Here is a 14,056-nt window from a genome sequence, read left to right on the forward strand (position 1 = left end):
CGTCACACCGTCAACCAGGCTTCGCGGACCTGCTCATCCGCTTCCAGCGCCGCCATCGTGCCGGCGTAGCGGATCTCGCCCTTCTCGATGACATAGGCGCGATCGGCGACGGCGGCGGCGAAATCCAGGTTCTGCTCGGAGAGCAGCACGGCGATGCCCTCCTGCTTCATGCGCAGCACTGCCTCGGCCATCTGCTCGACGATCACCGGCGCGAGGCCCTCAGATGGTTCGTCAAGCAGCACGGCGTCCGGGTTGCCCATCAGCGTGCGCGCGATGGTCAACATCTGCTGTTCGCCGCCCGACATCGCCGCGGCGCGGCGGCTGCGCATCTCGGCCAGATTGGGAAAGACGGCGAAGAGCCTCTCCGGCGTCCAGGCGGCACGCCCTTCGCGTGGCGCGCGCCGGCCGACCTCCAGGTTCTCGAACACCGTCAGGTCGGTGAAGATGCGCCGGTCCTCGGGCACGTAGCCGAGGCCGAGGCGCGCGATGCGGAAGGGCGCGAGGCCGGCGATGTCCTGCCCGGCGAAGCGCACACGGCCGCTGCGCGGCGGCAGCAGGCCCATGATGGCCTTCAGCGTGGTGGATTTGCCGGCACCGTTGCGGCCCATCAGCGCCGCCACTTCGCCGCGGCCGAGCGAAAGCGAGACGCCGAACAGCACTTCCGCCGGGCCGTATCCGGCCGTCAGTCGCTCGACCTCCAGCACCGGGTCAGCCATGCGCAACCTTCCGCGCGCGCAGGGCGGCGCGATGGCCGGTGGTGCCGAGATAGACGCGCTTGACCTGCTCGTCGGCGCGGACCTGTTCCGGCGTGCCGGCGGCGATGATCTCGCCGCGCACGAGCACCAGGATGCGGTCGGCATGGGCGAAGACCGCGTCCATGTCGTGCTCGGTGAACAGCACGCCGATCCGCTGCTCCCGCGCGATGCCGGCGGTCAGGCCCATCAGTGCGGCGCGTTCCCGCGGCGCCATGCCGGCGGTCGGCTCGTCCATCAGCAGCAGGCGCGGCGCGGCGGCGAGCGCGATGGCAAGCTCCACGCGCTTCACGTCGCCATAGGCAAGCTCGCCGATCGGCCGGTCCGCCTCGGCGCGCATCCCGACGCGGTCGAGCAGGGCGAGCGCATCCTCGCGGTAGAGCGCATCGGCACGCGCGATCATGTCGCGCGTGCGGCCGGCATGGGCGATCAGCGCCATCTGCACGTTGCCGGCGACGGACATGGACAGGAAGGTCTGCGCCACCTGGAAGGTGCGGCCGACACCCATCCGGCAGACCGCGCGCGGCGGCATGCCGGTGATGTCCTGGCCCGCCAGCATCACATGGCCGCTGTCGGGCCGGAGCTGTCCGCCGACCATGTTGAAGGTGGTGGATTTGCCCGCGCCGTTCGGCCCGATGATCGCCAGCATCTCGCCCGCGGCCAGCGCGAAGGAAACGTCGCGCGCCGCAACCACGCCGCCGAACCGCTTGTTCAGTGCCTCGGCAGCGAGCAGCGTCATGCGCGCGAGGCCTCCGGGCTGCGACGCAGCGCGCCATAGGCGCCACCGAGGCCGCGCGGGAAGATCAGCACCAGCGCGATGATCGAGGCGCCGAGGAAGAAGCGCCAGAAATCGGTGAGCGGCATGAAGACGTCCTTGATACTGTGGAATGCCGCCGCGCCGATCAGCGGTCCCATCACCGTCTGGATGCCGCCGAGCAGGATCATCGCCAGGAAATCCACCGAGACCGGCACGCCGAGCAGCGTGGGATCTATCGAGCCCTTCGAGAAGGCGTAGAGCCCGCCTGCCAGGCCGGCCGCGCTGCCGGCGAGCGTGAAGCCGAGCCAGCGATGCGTGCGCACATCCACGCCGATCGCATCCGCACGCTGTTCGGAATCGCGCGCCGCGCGCAGCGTCGCGCCGAAGGGTGCGTAGACCACATGGCGCAGCGCGAGGATGGCGGCGATCGCGCAGGTTGCCACCAAGTAGAAATACACCTGGCGCGAGGCGGCCCATGCGGAGGGCCAGACGCCGACCACGCCGTTGTCGCCGCCGGTCACCTCCACCCATTGAAAGCAGACCGCATAGGCGATCTGCGCGAAGGCCAGCGTCAGCATCGCCAGGTAGATGCCGGAGAGCCGAACCACGAAGAAGCCGAACAGCGCCGCGAACAGCCCGCCGGCGAGCGGGGCGGCGATCAGCGCAGGTTCCATCGCCACGCCGAGCCGCGTGACCAGCAGCCCCGCGGCATAGGCCCCCAGCCCGAAATAGGCGGCATGGCCGAAGCTGACGATGCCGCCATTGCCGACCAGGAAGTTCAGCGAGAAGGCGGCCAGCGCGAAGACCAGCACCTCGGTCGCGACCTTCAGCGCATAGGCGTCGCCGAACAGCGGCAGGGCCAGCGTCGCGCCGATCGCCAGCAGGAGGAGCACGCGCTCCACCGCCCCGAAGCCGCGCGGATGCAGGATGCCTTCCGGCAGCGCCGCGCGGCCCGCGGCGGGCTCCGGCCGGCCGAGCAGGCCCCAGGGCTTCACGACCAGCACCACGGCCATCAGCAGGAACACCAGCACCAGCGTGATCTTCGGGAAGATCAGCACGCCGAAGGCCTGCAACTGGCCGATCAGCACCGCGGCGAGGAAGGCGCCGGTCACGCTGCCCATGCCGCCGATCACAGTCACGACGAAGACCTCCGTGATGATGGAGAGGTCCATCTGCGCCGAGGCGGAGACGCGCGGGATCTGCAACGCGCCACCAAGCCCCGCGAGAAAGGCGCCGAGGAACAGGGTGCCGGTGAACAGCATGGCCTGGTTCACACCTAGCGCGCCGACCATCTCGCGGTCGCGCGTCGCGGCGCGGATCAGGATGCCGAAGCGCGTGCGGTGCATCAGCAGCCAGAGAAGGCCGAGCACCGCAGGCCCGACGAAGATCAAGAACAGCTCATAGGCCGGGAAGCGCTGGTCCAGGATGTACACGCCATGCCGGAGACCCGGCGCGCGCGGGCCGGTGATGTCCACCGGGCCCCAGATCCACAGCACCGCATCCTGCACCATCAGCACGACGCCGAAGGTGGCGAGCAGCTGGAACAGCTCCGGCACCTTGTAGATGCGGCGCAGCAGCAGCAGCTCCATCGCCACGCCGAGCAGGCCGACCGCCAGCGCGCTGACCAGCACGCCGACGAAGAACAGCCATGGCGAGCGGTCCAGCTCCAGCATCCAGGGCACCACCGTCACGGCGATGTAGGCGCCCAGCATGTAGAAGGAACCATGCGCGAAGTTCACGATGCGGGTGACGCCGAACACCAGCGTCAGCCCGGAGGCGATCACGAAGAGGGAGGAGGCGCTGGCCAGCCCCGACAGCGACTGAACCAGCAGGAGCGCAGGATCCACTAGACGTTCGGCCGCGCGGCCTGCACCTCGGCCTCGGGGAACAGGTAGTTCGCGCCATCGGCGTAGCGCGCGTTGCGCATCGTGCCGGTGCGGCCGCGCAGCACCGTCTCGCCGACCCAGGTGCCCATGGTGCCCTGGTGGTCCAGGCCGCGCATCGTCACGTTGCCGACGACCGTGTCGGTGCGGAGGTCCTTGAACGCATCCACCAGCGCTTCGTTGTCCAGCGTGTTCGCATTGTTGAGCAGGTTTGCGATCACCTCCACGGTGACGTAGCCGAGCAGGCTGCCCTTGCGCGGCGTATCATTGAAGCGCGCGCGATAGGCCTCGACATAGGCCTTGTGCGCGGGCCACTCCACCTGCTCCCAGGGATAGCCGGTGACGACCCAGCCCTCCGGGCATTCATCGCCGAGCGGGATCATGTATTCCGGCTCGCCGGTCAGCAGGCTGAGGACGAAGCGGCGCTCGAACAGGCCGCGCGTGTTGCCTTCGCGGACGAAGGCCGTCAGGTCGGCGCCGAACAGCACGTTGAAGATCGCATCGGGGCGGGCCTGCAGCAGCGCGCCGACGGTGGCGCCGGCGTCGATGCGGCCGAGCGCCGGGTATTGCTCCGCCACGATCTCCACGCCCGGGATGGCGCTGCCGATCAGCTTCTTGAAGTTGGCGGCGGCCGACTGGCCGTATTCGTAGTTCGGCGCGACGATCGCCCAGCGCTTCTGCGTCTTGCCGCGGGATGCCTCCACCAGCATGCGCGTCTGCATGTAGGTGGAGGGCCGCAGGCGAAAGGTGTAGCGGTTGCCCTGCGCCATGGTGATGGCATCCGTCAGCGGCTCGGTCGCCAGGAACAGGCGCTTGCGCTGGTTCGCCAGGTCCGACACGGCGAGGCCGACATTGGAGAGGAAGGTGCCTGCGATGAAGGCGACGTTCTCGCGCGTCAGCAGGTCCTCCGCCACGCGCACCGCGTCGCCCGGCGTCGCGCCGTCGTCGCGGAAGATGAATTCCAGCGGACGGCCGCCCATCACGCCGCCGTTGCGGTTGATGGTGTCGGCGGCCAGTTGCATTGCGTTCCGGTACGGCACCGAGAAGGCCGCCATGCGGCTGTAGGAATTGAGCTCGCCGATGCGTATCGGCGCGCCCTGCGCGGCCGCAGGGCGTATTGCGGCGATGGCCGAAGCGGCCAGGCTGCCGCCCGCCAGCAACGCGGCACGGCGGGAAAGCGGAACGATAGCCATGGACCTAGCCCCCTTGTTGTACTGCCCGGTAGCGCAGCATCACCGCGCCGGCGCGCGCGGTCCAGACCCCTTCGCTATTCAGCCGCCAGCCTGGCGGGGTCTATCTCCGCCAGTGGAACGTCGTAGGCCTGGTAGTCCTGCCAGAGCCGCGGCAGGTCGGCCCGGAACAGGCCGCGGGTGAGGCCGGCCGCGAGCCGCGGCACGGCATAGACCATCGCGTTGATCGAGGCGCCGGCGGGCCCGAAGGACATGGTGGTGGAGATGCCGAACAGGTGGATGTCGCGGATCCACGGCGTCTCCCCGGGCACACGCTCCTGGAAGGCGTAGTCGCCGGCGAGATAGGGGAACTCGCCGAGCCGCTCATCCGCTTCGGTCGCCGGCGGCGTGTAGCGGTCCGACCACCGCGCGATGTTGTGGCCGAAGCTGGCGAGCGTCGGCACGGCGTCGAACGCCATCCGGATGCCGGTGCCGCAGATCAGGTGATCGGCGGTGAAGGCACCGCGCGGCGTTGCGATCTCCACCTGCCCGTCGGGCGTGACGCGCGCATCGGTCCAGGGGCGGCCGACATGCATCGTGAAATTCGCAAAGCGCGCGCAGCGGTCCCAGGTATCCTGCGGGAAGGCCTCGCGCAGCCCAAGCACATGCGCCATGAAGCGCCAGCGCCATTCGTCCGGCATCTCGTGCAGGTGGCGGAGGAAGCCGGAGAAGGTCAGCCAGCGGTAAGGCTGCACCAGTTGCGGCTCGGCACGGCGGCAGAACAGGTGAACCTCGGTGGCGCCGTGCTCCAGCGCGGTTGCCGCGTTGTCGAAGGCCGAGGCGCCGGCGCCAAGCACGGCCACCACCTTGCCGCGCAGCGTGCTGAAATCCACCGCATCGGCGGCGTGTGCGCGCAGATGCGCGGGCAGGGCGGCGACGAACTCCGGCATCCACCAGCGGCCCGCATCCTCCTGGCCGGTGGCCAGTACCACCTTGCGCGCCAGCATCGGGCCGGCACTGGTCTCCACGCTGAGGCAGGGCAGGCCGTCATCGGTGCGCGCGGGCGTGATGCGCCCGGCCTCGACGCCGTTGCGGACGGGCACGCCAGTGATGCGGCGGAACCAGAGCAGGTAATCGCTCCATTTCTCCTTCGGAATCAGCTTGAGCTTCTCCCAATCCGCCGTGCCGAACTGCGCCTCGTGCCAGGCCTGGTATGTGAGGGAAGGGATGCCGAGATCCGGCCCGCTCTGGTCCTTCCAGCTGCGCAGGTTCGGCATGCGGGCGTAGGTCAGCCAGGGGCCTTCCCTGCCTGCTTCGGCACGATCGATCACCAGGATGTTGCGCACCTTCTCGCGCAGCAGCGCGAAGCCGGTGACCACGCCGCATTGCCCGCCGCCGACGATCAGCACATCGAGCACGGGCGCACCGCCGCTGGTCTTGGGCTGCAGCCATTCGAGGCGAGGATGGGCGATCAGCGCTAGGTCGCGTGCGGCATCCTTTTCCAACTCGGCGAGGGTTCTCGGGGCGGGCAAGGCGGGGTGCTCTCCGGTTGGATCGATGCCGATATGGGGGCGGGTTATGCAGCCGCCATGCCGCGCGGCGGCAATTCCATGCCGGCCTTCTCGGCCGCGGCGGCCCAGGTGGGGCCGAGGCGCAGATAGGCCGCTTCCTCCACCGGCACGAAGCGGCGCACCAGCAGCTGGTCGAGCAGGGTGCGTGAGGCCGCATCTTCATGCAGTGCCAGCAGCGCGGCGCGCAGCGGCCTGACGATGCGTTCCGGTGTTTCCGGCGCGGCGACCAGGAAGGGGATTGGCGCAACATCCGTGCTTTCCAGGATGCGCAGCCCTGCCACCCGCTCCGGCGCGTGGCGGCGCAGGAGGTCGTGCGCGAAGCCGTCCATCGGGCCGACCTCGCACCGCCCCTCCCGCACCGCGGCGGCGACGGCCATCGGCGTGACCAGCGGGCCGACAGCGCCGGCGAAGGGGAAGCGTGCCGCATATCGCAGCAGATGGTGCCTCGGCGCGTTGCAGCCGGAATGGCTGTGCGACACCGTCCAGCCGAGCCGCCCGCCGAAGGCATCCGGCAGCCGCCGGTAGGGCGCGTCCTCGCGCACCACGAAGTCGCTGAGATAGACCGGCTTCCCGACATAGCGCGACGGCGAGGGCAGGGGGGCGGCCAGTGGCACCGGGCGCGGCGCCGGGTCCATCGCCCAGGGCCAGCCGCACATGAAGACGCAGCCCATGTCCGGGCGCGCCCAGAGCTCCTCGATCGGTGCCGGCGCCTGGTGGATGAAGGGCGCGAGGGGGATGCCGGAAAGCGCCACGAGTCGGGCGAAGATCCCGTGCCAGGCCTCGCGCGCGGCGGGCGCGACGTCGTACATGCGGGAACAGGCGATCAGCTGCATGCCACGCAGCTTGCCATGCCGGCATGTTTCTTGCCACGCTTGGCCCATGCTGGAGACGGAACTCCCCCGGGCCGCCGCGCTGGCGCCGTCGCCGATCTGGTGGCGGCGGTGGGAGCTGCCGACCTGGGGCGTGGCGGTCGCGATCTATGCCAGCTGGTTCGTGCTGGTCTGGTTCCACGCCGCGATTCTCTGGCCGTTGCTGATGCTGGCGGGCGGCTATGTACTGGCCTGGCATTTCTCCCTGCAGCACGAGGCGATCCATGGCTGGCGCAGCATCCCGCGCTGGCTGCGGACGGCGTTGGTCTGGCCGCCGATCGGCGGCTGGTGGCCATTCGAGCTCTACAAGCGCAGCCACAGCGCACATCACCGCAACACGGTGCTGACCTACCCCGGCGAGGACACGGAAACCCAGTATCACCGCCAGGCGGACTGGTCGCAGTATTCACCGGCGTGGCGGGCCGTGCTGCTGGCCAACCAGACGCTGGCCGGGCGGCTGCTGATCGGGCCGTTCCTGCGGCTGCGCAAGCTGGTGCTGGTGGAATACGGCAAGCTTGCGCGGGGCGACTATTCGGACGTGCCGGCCTGGATCGGCTTCCTTGCGGGTCTTGCGGTGATCCTCTGGTTCGTCAGCGCCGTCGCCGGCATGCCGGTGTGGTACTACTACGTCGTGATGGTGCTGCCCGGCATCTCCATCGGCCTGCTGCGCGCCTTCACCGAGCATCGCTGGGGGCCGACGCCGGGCGAGCGCACCGCGAGCGTCGAGAGCAACTGGGTGTTCGGGCTGCTCTTCCTGTGGAACAACCTGCACATCGTGCACCACCTCTACCCGCAGATGCCGTGGTTCGAGATCCCCGGCTTCTGGCGACGCAACCGCGAGAAGCTGCTGGCGCATAACGGCCACTTCGTCTTCCGCGGCTATTTCGACATCGCGCGGCGCTGGCTGTTGAGGCCGGTCTTCGTGCCGGCGCATCCCGCGCGCTGAACGACACCAGGGAGAATGGGGGACACCATGAAGCGACGACACCTGATGGGCGCGGGCCTCGGCCTGACGCTGGCCGCACCGCTGGTGGCGAAGGCGCAGCAGCAATTCACCTTCCGCTGCCATTCCTTCTCCTCGCCCACCGCGCTCGACCACACGCTCCACCTGGATCGCTGGGCGGAGCGCGTGGCGCAGCAATCGCAGAACCGCATCAAGGTCGAGATGTACCCGGCGATGCAGCTCGGCGGGCAGCCGCGCGACCTGCCGCAGCAGCTCGAGGACGGCGTGGTGGACATGATCTGGACCGTCCCGGGCTTCACGCCCGGGCGTTTCATCGGCACGGAGGGCATCGAGATGCCCTTCATGAACACCGGCCTCTCCGCCTCGATGTCGGCGGCCGCCTATGAGTATGCGGCGAACAACCTGGCTGACAGCGAGTATCGCGGCATCAAGATCATCTCGATCCATTCCACCGACCGCGCACTGGTCCACACCAGCCGCAAGCCGGTCCGCACGCAGGACGATTTCAAGGGGCTGCGCCTGCGCGTCGCCGGCCGCTGGATCGGCGAGGCGGTGACCGCTCTTGGCGGCACGCCGGTCGGGATCCCGCTCGGCGGCGTCTATGAGGCGACGGCGCGCAACCAGGTGGACGGCTTCCTGATCAACTGGGCCATCACCCATCCCTTCCGCCTCTACGAGGTGGCGAAATACCACAGCGAGCCGGCCGGCACCGGCCTGTTCCAGGGCATGCTGCTGACGCTGATGAGCCAGCGCAGCTACAATCGCCTGCCCGCCGAGTTGAAGGCGGTGATCGATGCCAATTCCGGCGGCGGCCTCTCGCGCCAGCTCGGCGAGATCTGGGACACGCAGACCAAGCAGGCGGTGGATGCCGCGCGCGCCGCTGGCAACGAGATCATCGAGATCGGCCCTGAGGAGAAGGCGCGCTGGCGCAACGCCGTTGCGCCGGCCTACGAGGCCTGGATCGGCGAGATGAACCGCCGCGGTCGCAACGGGCGCGCGCTGTTCGACCAGATGACCGCGATCACCGCCCGCCACGGCCGCGCGTGAGCCTTGCGCGACTGCGCGGCGCCCTGACCGGCGCCGCGACGCTCGCCGCCCTGGTTGCGGGCGCGCTGTTGCTGGTGGCGGTCGGCGTCACCGTCGCCTCGGTGCTGCGTGGCGCGCTGCTGAACCAGCCGATCCTGGGCGACTCCGAGATCGTCGAGATGGCGCTCGGCGTCGCGGTCGCGCTCTGCCTGCCGCTCTGCGAGATGAAGGGCGCGCATGTGATGGTGGATTTCTTCACCCAGAAGCTGCCCGCGCGCGGTATCGCCGGGCTGGATGCCGTGATGCGCGCGGTGGCGGCGGCGGTGGTCGCGGTGCTGGCCTGGCGGCTTGCGGTCGGCGGCTTGAACATGTGGGACCGCGAGCGAGAGACGATGTTCCTGCTGATCCCGTATTGGTGGGGCTACGCCGCGGCGGGCCTCGGCATGGCGCTGTGGACGCTCTGCGCCGGATTCGTGGCGGTAGAGGCCGCGGCCAGGGCGCGCCACCCGGCATGAGCAACTTCGACATCGGGTTGCTGATGTTTGCGGCGGCGCTCGTTCTGATTGCGCTACGGATGCCGGTCGGCATCGCCATGCTGCTGGTCGGCGGGCTCGGCTATGCCGGCATCGCGGGATGGGATCCGCTGTTCGCGACCCTCAACACGCTCACCTTCAGCCGCTTCTCCTCCTACACGCTGTCGGTGATTCCGCTGTTCTTGCTGATGGGCGACTTTGCGACCAAAGGCGGCATGAACCGCGCGCTGTTCCGCTGCGCGCGCGCCTGGATGGGGCATTGGCGCGGCGGGCTGGCGGTGGCGACCATCGGCGGCTGTGCGGCCTTCGGCGCGATCTGCGGCTCCTCGCTGGCCACCGCCGCCACGATGAGCCAGGTGGCGTTCCCCGAGATGCGGCGGCACGGCTATTCGCCCGCGCTCGCCACCGGCACGCTGGCCGCCGGCGGCACGCTCGGCATCCTGATCCCGCCCTCGGTCATCCTCGTGATCTACGCGATCTACACCGAGCAGAGCATCGGCGCGATGTTCGTTGCCGCCGTCATCCCCGGCCTGCTCGCCACCGCCGGCTACATGCTGGTGGTGAGCCTCTATGCCCGGCTCGCGCCGCAGGCGGCACCGCCCGCCGAGCGGCTGCCCTTCGGCGACAGGCTCCGCGCGACGGCCGATGTCTGGCCGGTGATGCTGGTCTTCGTCGTGGTGATCACGGGCATCTATGGCGGCTGGTTCAGCGCCACCGAAGGGGCGGCGATCGGCGCCGCCGCGGTCGGGATCCTGGCCGTCGCGCTCGGCGGCATGCGCTGGCAGGGACTGAAGGAGAGCCTGCTCTCGACGGCCGTGACGACCGGCCTGATCTTCCTGGTGCTGCTGGGCGCCGAGCTGTTCAGCGCGGCGCTCGCGCTCTCCCGCCTGCCGGCCGAGCTTTCCGCCGCGGTGGCGGGGCTGGCGGTGCCGCCACTGGCGGTGCTGCTGGTGGTGCTGCTGATCTACTTCCTGCTCGGCTGCTTCATGGAGAGCCTGGCGATGGTGCTCCTCACCCTGCCGATCTTCGTGCCCCTGATGCTCAGTCTCGATTTCGGCCTGGACCAGACGCAGGTGCTGGTCTGGTTCGGCATCCTGGTGCTGATGAGCGTGGAGGTCGGCATGATCAGCCCGCCCTTCGGCCTCAACCTGTTCGTCATCAACGCGATGGCGAAGGACGTGCCGATGGGCGAGACCTATCGTGGCGTGCTCGGTTTCGTCGGCAGCGACTTCGCGCGCATCCTGCTGCTGGCCCTGTTCCCTGCGCTCAGCCTCTGGCTGCCTGGCCTGTGGTAGCGGGGGGCGGCCCGTTTGACCTCCGCGCCGGGTAGCGCCACATCTCCACCATGGCCGAGATGCTGCACGTCCCCACCCACCTTACCACGGCGAATGCCGATTTCTCGCAGGCGCTGGCCTTCGTGGACGGCCAAGTGGTGCCGCTCGGCGAGGCGCGCATCCCGGTGCGCGACCTCGGCCTGATGTATGCGGACATGACCTACGACGTGGTGCACAGCTGGAAGGGCGGCTTCTTCCGGCTGGAGGACCATCTCGACCGCTTCCTCGCCTCCTGCGCGGGGCTGCGGCTGGATCCCGGCATGACGCGCGAGCAACTGCGGCGGCTTCTGGCCGGGCTGCTCCGCCGCAGCTTGCTGCCCGACACGCTGGTCTACTTCGCCTGCACGCGCGGCACCGCGGTGCCCGGCACGCGGGACCCGGCGAAGCACAATGCGCACCGCTTCTTCGCCACCGTCACGCCGCTGATCCTGCGCGGCCAGCCGGAGGAGATGCGGCGCGGCCTGCATGCCATGATCGTCCGGGGCGTGCCGCGCATCGCCGCCGATTCGGTGAATCCGCACTGGAAGAACACCCATTGGGGCGACTTCCATCGCGGCACCTTCGCCGCCAAGGACGCCGGATACGACGTCGCCGTGCTGCTTGGCCCGGATGGCGCAGTGGCGGAGGCGCCGGGCTTCAACGTCGTCGCGGTGCTGGATGGTGGCCTGGTCTCGCCGGAAGCCAACGTGCTGCCCGGCATCTCCTGCCGCACCATGTTCGAGATCGCATGCGACCTCGGCATCCCTGCCCGGTACGGCCGGCTGATGCCGGAGGATCTGGCGCGGGCGGAGGAGGTGTTCCTCACCGCCACCTCCTGCGGCCTGTTCCCGGTGACGCGGCTGGATGGAGCGAAGGTCGGTCGAGGCGCGCATGCAGGCGTGCCGGGACCGATCACGACGCGCTTGCTCAATACCTACTACGACAGGAAGAATGCGGGCTGGCACATCACGCCGGCGGCGAGCATCCCGCCGCCCGATATGCCCTGGGAGGCACCACGATGAAAAGAATTCTCGTCCTGCTGGCCGCGCTGGCCCTCTGCGCCACGCCGGCGATGGCGCAGCGCGAGCTGACCATCGTGGCCGGCGGCGGCGCGCTGCAGGGCCATATGCGCACCACGCTGTTCCAGAGCTTCACGCAGCAGACCGGAATCCCGGTGCGCGATGCCTCCTACGACTACAACGTGGGTCCCATCCGCGCGATGGTGCAGGCCAACAACGTCACCTGGGACGTCGTGATGGTGGAGGCGCCGGACCTGATCCGCGGCTGCGAGGACGGCATCTTCGAGCGCATGGACTGGTCCGTCGTGGATCGCGGGAAGTTCCTGCCGGGCGGCACCACCACCTGCGGGGCAGGGGCGATCGGCTGGGGCGTCTCCCTCTTCCGCGACCTCAATCGCCATCCCACCGGCCCGTCCAGCTGGCAGGAATTCTTCGACGTGCAGCGCTTCCCGGGCCGCCGCGCACTGCGCCGCGGCGCGCGGATGACGCTGGAGATCGCGCTGATGGGCGACGGCGTGCCCGCGGCCGATGTCTATCGGGTCCTGGCGACGCCGGAGGGCCAGCGCCGCGCCTTCGCCGCGCTGGACCGCATCCGCCCGCACCTCACCTTCTGGACCGGCGGCCAGCAGCCGCTCGAGTTGGTCAATGCCGGCGAGGTCGCCTATGCCGCGGGGTACACCGGGCGCACGGCGACGGCCATCCGCAATGGCGCGAAGCTCGACCTGAACTGGGACACGCTGCTGTTCGCCTATGATTATTGGGCGGTGGTGCGCGGCACGCCGCACCGGGCCGCGGCGATGCGGCTGGTCGAGCACATCACAAACCCCGAACCGCTGCGCGCGCTGGCGCAGCTCTGGGCGATCAACCCGGTGACCGCGGCCGTGGCGAACGATCCGGCGATCCGCGAACGCAACCCGCTGATGATGAGCAACCACCAGGATCGCGGGTTGCAGATCAACACCGAGTTCTGGCTCGACCAGGGGCCGGATCTCGAGCAGCGCTTCGCGGCATGGCTTAACCGCTGAGCCGGCAGAAGCTCCTGGCGGCGGCGCTGCTGGCGCCGCTGCTGCTGCTGCTCGGTGGCGCCTTCTTCCTGCCGGTCGGCAACACCCTGCTGACGGCGGTGACCGACCGCGAGGTGGCCGAGACCATGCCGCGTCTGCGCGCTGCGCTCGCCGGCTGGGATGGGCAGGGCCTGCCGCCCGAAGCCGCCTTCGCCGCCCTGGCGGAGGAAGCAGGCGCTGCGCTGGAAGAGCGCCGAATCGGCGCGCTTGCGCAGCGCCTCAACTTCGAGCAGAGCGGCATGCGCGCCCTGCTGCTGCGCACCGCGCGCGCCAGCGACAGGCTTACCGCGCCCTATGCGGAGAGCCTGCCCGCGCTTGATCCGCGCTGGGCGGACCCGCAGGTCTGGAAGCTGCTGCAGCGCGCTGGCGGCCCCTTCACATCGCTCTACCTGCTGCGGGCGCTGGACCTGACGCGGACGCCGGACGGCGAGGTCCGCCCGGTGGAGCCGGACCGGGCGCTGTTCATCACCTTGTTCCTGCGCACGCTCTGGGTCAGCGTGATCGTCACCGCTGCCTGCGTGCTGCTGGGCTGGCCGGTGGCGGCGGCGATCGCCTCGCTCCGGCCGCCCTGGTCCTCGATCGGGCTGCTGCTGGTGCTCGTTCCCTTCTGGTCCTCGGTGCTCGTGCGCAGCACCGCCTGGTTCGCGCTGCTGCAGCGCGAGGGCCCGATCAACGATGCGCTGGTCTTCCTCGGCTTGGTGGAGGCGCCGGTGCAGCTGGTCGGCACGCGCATCGCGGTGCTGCTGTCCACCGTACATGTGCTGCTGCCGGTGGCCATCCTGCCGATGGTGGGCGTGATGGCGCGGCTCGATCCGCGCCACCTGCAGGCGGCGGCCTCGCTCGGTGCCGGGCCCTGGCTGCGCTTCCGCCGCGTCTGGCTGCCGCTGTCGCTGCCAGGCGTGCTGGCGGGCGGGGCGATGACCTTCCTGCTCGCCGTCGGCTTCTACATCACGCCGGCGCTGCTGGGCGGGGAACGTGACCAGATGGTCGCCTGGTTCATCGCGCAGTTCCTGAATCGCGACGTGAACTGGGGGATGGCGGCGGCGCTGTCGGTGTATCTGCTGGCTATGGCGGGCGCCGTGGTGGCGCTGCTGCGCGTGCTGACCGGCGGCACGCCCGTGGGTGCGCGCGTCTGA

The 14,056-nt window shown here is 69.8% G+C and carries 13 protein-coding genes; 7 read left to right on the forward strand and 6 right to left on the reverse strand.

Annotated elements, in window-relative coordinates; translation table 11 throughout:
• Positions 1-2: 2 nt before the first annotated feature.
• The 6 genes from ACESM1_RS10130 to ACESM1_RS10155 form a co-directional block, all read right to left on the reverse strand.
• Positions 3-716 carry an ABC transporter ATP-binding protein gene (locus tag ACESM1_RS10130; protein WP_372619720.1) on the reverse strand — a complete coding sequence of 238 codons (714 nt, stop codon included), beginning with the start codon at positions 714-716 and terminating at the stop codon, positions 3-5.
• Positions 709-1,491, reverse strand: a complete 783-nt coding sequence (locus tag ACESM1_RS10135; RefSeq protein ID WP_372619722.1) for an ABC transporter ATP-binding protein — start codon at positions 1,489-1,491, stop codon at positions 709-711. The genes ACESM1_RS10130 and ACESM1_RS10135 overlap by 8 nt, the downstream gene beginning before the upstream one ends.
• Positions 1,488-3,356, reverse strand: a complete 1,869-nt coding sequence (locus tag ACESM1_RS10140; protein WP_372619724.1) for an ABC transporter permease — start codon at positions 3,354-3,356, stop codon at positions 1,488-1,490. The genes ACESM1_RS10135 and ACESM1_RS10140 overlap by 4 nt, the downstream gene beginning before the upstream one ends.
• On the reverse strand, positions 3,356-4,585 hold the full coding sequence (locus ACESM1_RS10145) for an ABC transporter substrate-binding protein (RefSeq protein ID WP_372619726.1): 1,230 nt from the start codon (positions 4,583-4,585) through the stop codon (positions 3,356-3,358). Before ACESM1_RS10145 ends, ACESM1_RS10140 begins: the two co-directional genes overlap by 1 nt.
• Positions 4,586-4,659: 74 nt before the next feature.
• Positions 4,660-6,093 (reverse strand): NAD(P)-binding domain-containing protein, encoded by a 1,434-nt coding sequence (locus ACESM1_RS10150; protein WP_372619728.1) that lies wholly within the window; start codon positions 6,091-6,093, stop codon positions 4,660-4,662.
• 44 nt (positions 6,094-6,137) lie between these two features.
• Positions 6,138-6,965 carry a phosphate/phosphite/phosphonate ABC transporter substrate-binding protein gene (locus tag ACESM1_RS10155; protein WP_372619730.1) on the reverse strand — a complete coding sequence of 276 codons (828 nt, stop codon included), beginning with the start codon at positions 6,963-6,965 and terminating at the stop codon, positions 6,138-6,140.
• Positions 6,966-7,011: 46 nt separating this feature from the next.
• On the opposite strand from ACESM1_RS10155, the gene ACESM1_RS10160 reads away from it, so the two are divergent.
• From ACESM1_RS10160 to ACESM1_RS10190, 7 genes are all read left to right on the forward strand, one after another.
• Positions 7,012-7,947: a fatty acid desaturase gene (locus tag ACESM1_RS10160; protein WP_372619732.1), complete on the forward strand. Its 936-nt coding sequence runs from the start codon at positions 7,012-7,014 to the stop codon at positions 7,945-7,947.
• Positions 7,948-7,974: 27 nt separating this feature from the next.
• Entirely contained in the window at positions 7,975-9,012 is a 1,038-nt protein-coding gene (locus tag ACESM1_RS10165; RefSeq protein ID WP_372619734.1) for a TRAP transporter substrate-binding protein, read from the forward strand.
• Positions 9,009-9,506, forward strand: a complete 498-nt coding sequence (locus ACESM1_RS10170; protein WP_372619735.1) for a TRAP transporter small permease — start codon at positions 9,009-9,011, stop codon at positions 9,504-9,506. Before ACESM1_RS10165 ends, ACESM1_RS10170 begins: the two co-directional genes overlap by 4 nt.
• On the forward strand, positions 9,503-10,819 hold the full coding sequence (locus ACESM1_RS10175) for a TRAP transporter large permease (protein ID WP_372619736.1): 1,317 nt from the start codon (positions 9,503-9,505) through the stop codon (positions 10,817-10,819). The genes ACESM1_RS10170 and ACESM1_RS10175 overlap by 4 nt, the downstream gene beginning before the upstream one ends.
• A gap of 50 nt (positions 10,820-10,869) precedes the next feature.
• A complete protein-coding gene (locus tag ACESM1_RS10180) occupies positions 10,870-11,859 on the forward strand; it encodes an aminotransferase class IV (RefSeq protein ID WP_372619738.1) in 990 nt (329 codons plus the stop codon).
• Positions 11,856-12,881, forward strand: coding sequence for an extracellular solute-binding protein (locus tag ACESM1_RS10185; RefSeq protein WP_372619740.1), 1,026 nt, complete (start codon positions 11,856-11,858; stop codon positions 12,879-12,881). Before ACESM1_RS10180 ends, ACESM1_RS10185 begins: the two co-directional genes overlap by 4 nt.
• A gap of 98 nt (positions 12,882-12,979) precedes the next feature.
• Positions 12,980-14,056 carry an ABC transporter permease gene (locus ACESM1_RS10190; protein WP_372619742.1) on the forward strand — a complete coding sequence of 359 codons (1,077 nt, stop codon included), beginning with the start codon at positions 12,980-12,982 and terminating at the stop codon, positions 14,054-14,056.

Source organism: Falsiroseomonas sp., from assembly GCF_041690465.1.
In the GTDB taxonomy this organism is placed as follows: Bacteria; Pseudomonadota; Alphaproteobacteria; order Acetobacterales; family Acetobacteraceae; genus Falsiroseomonas.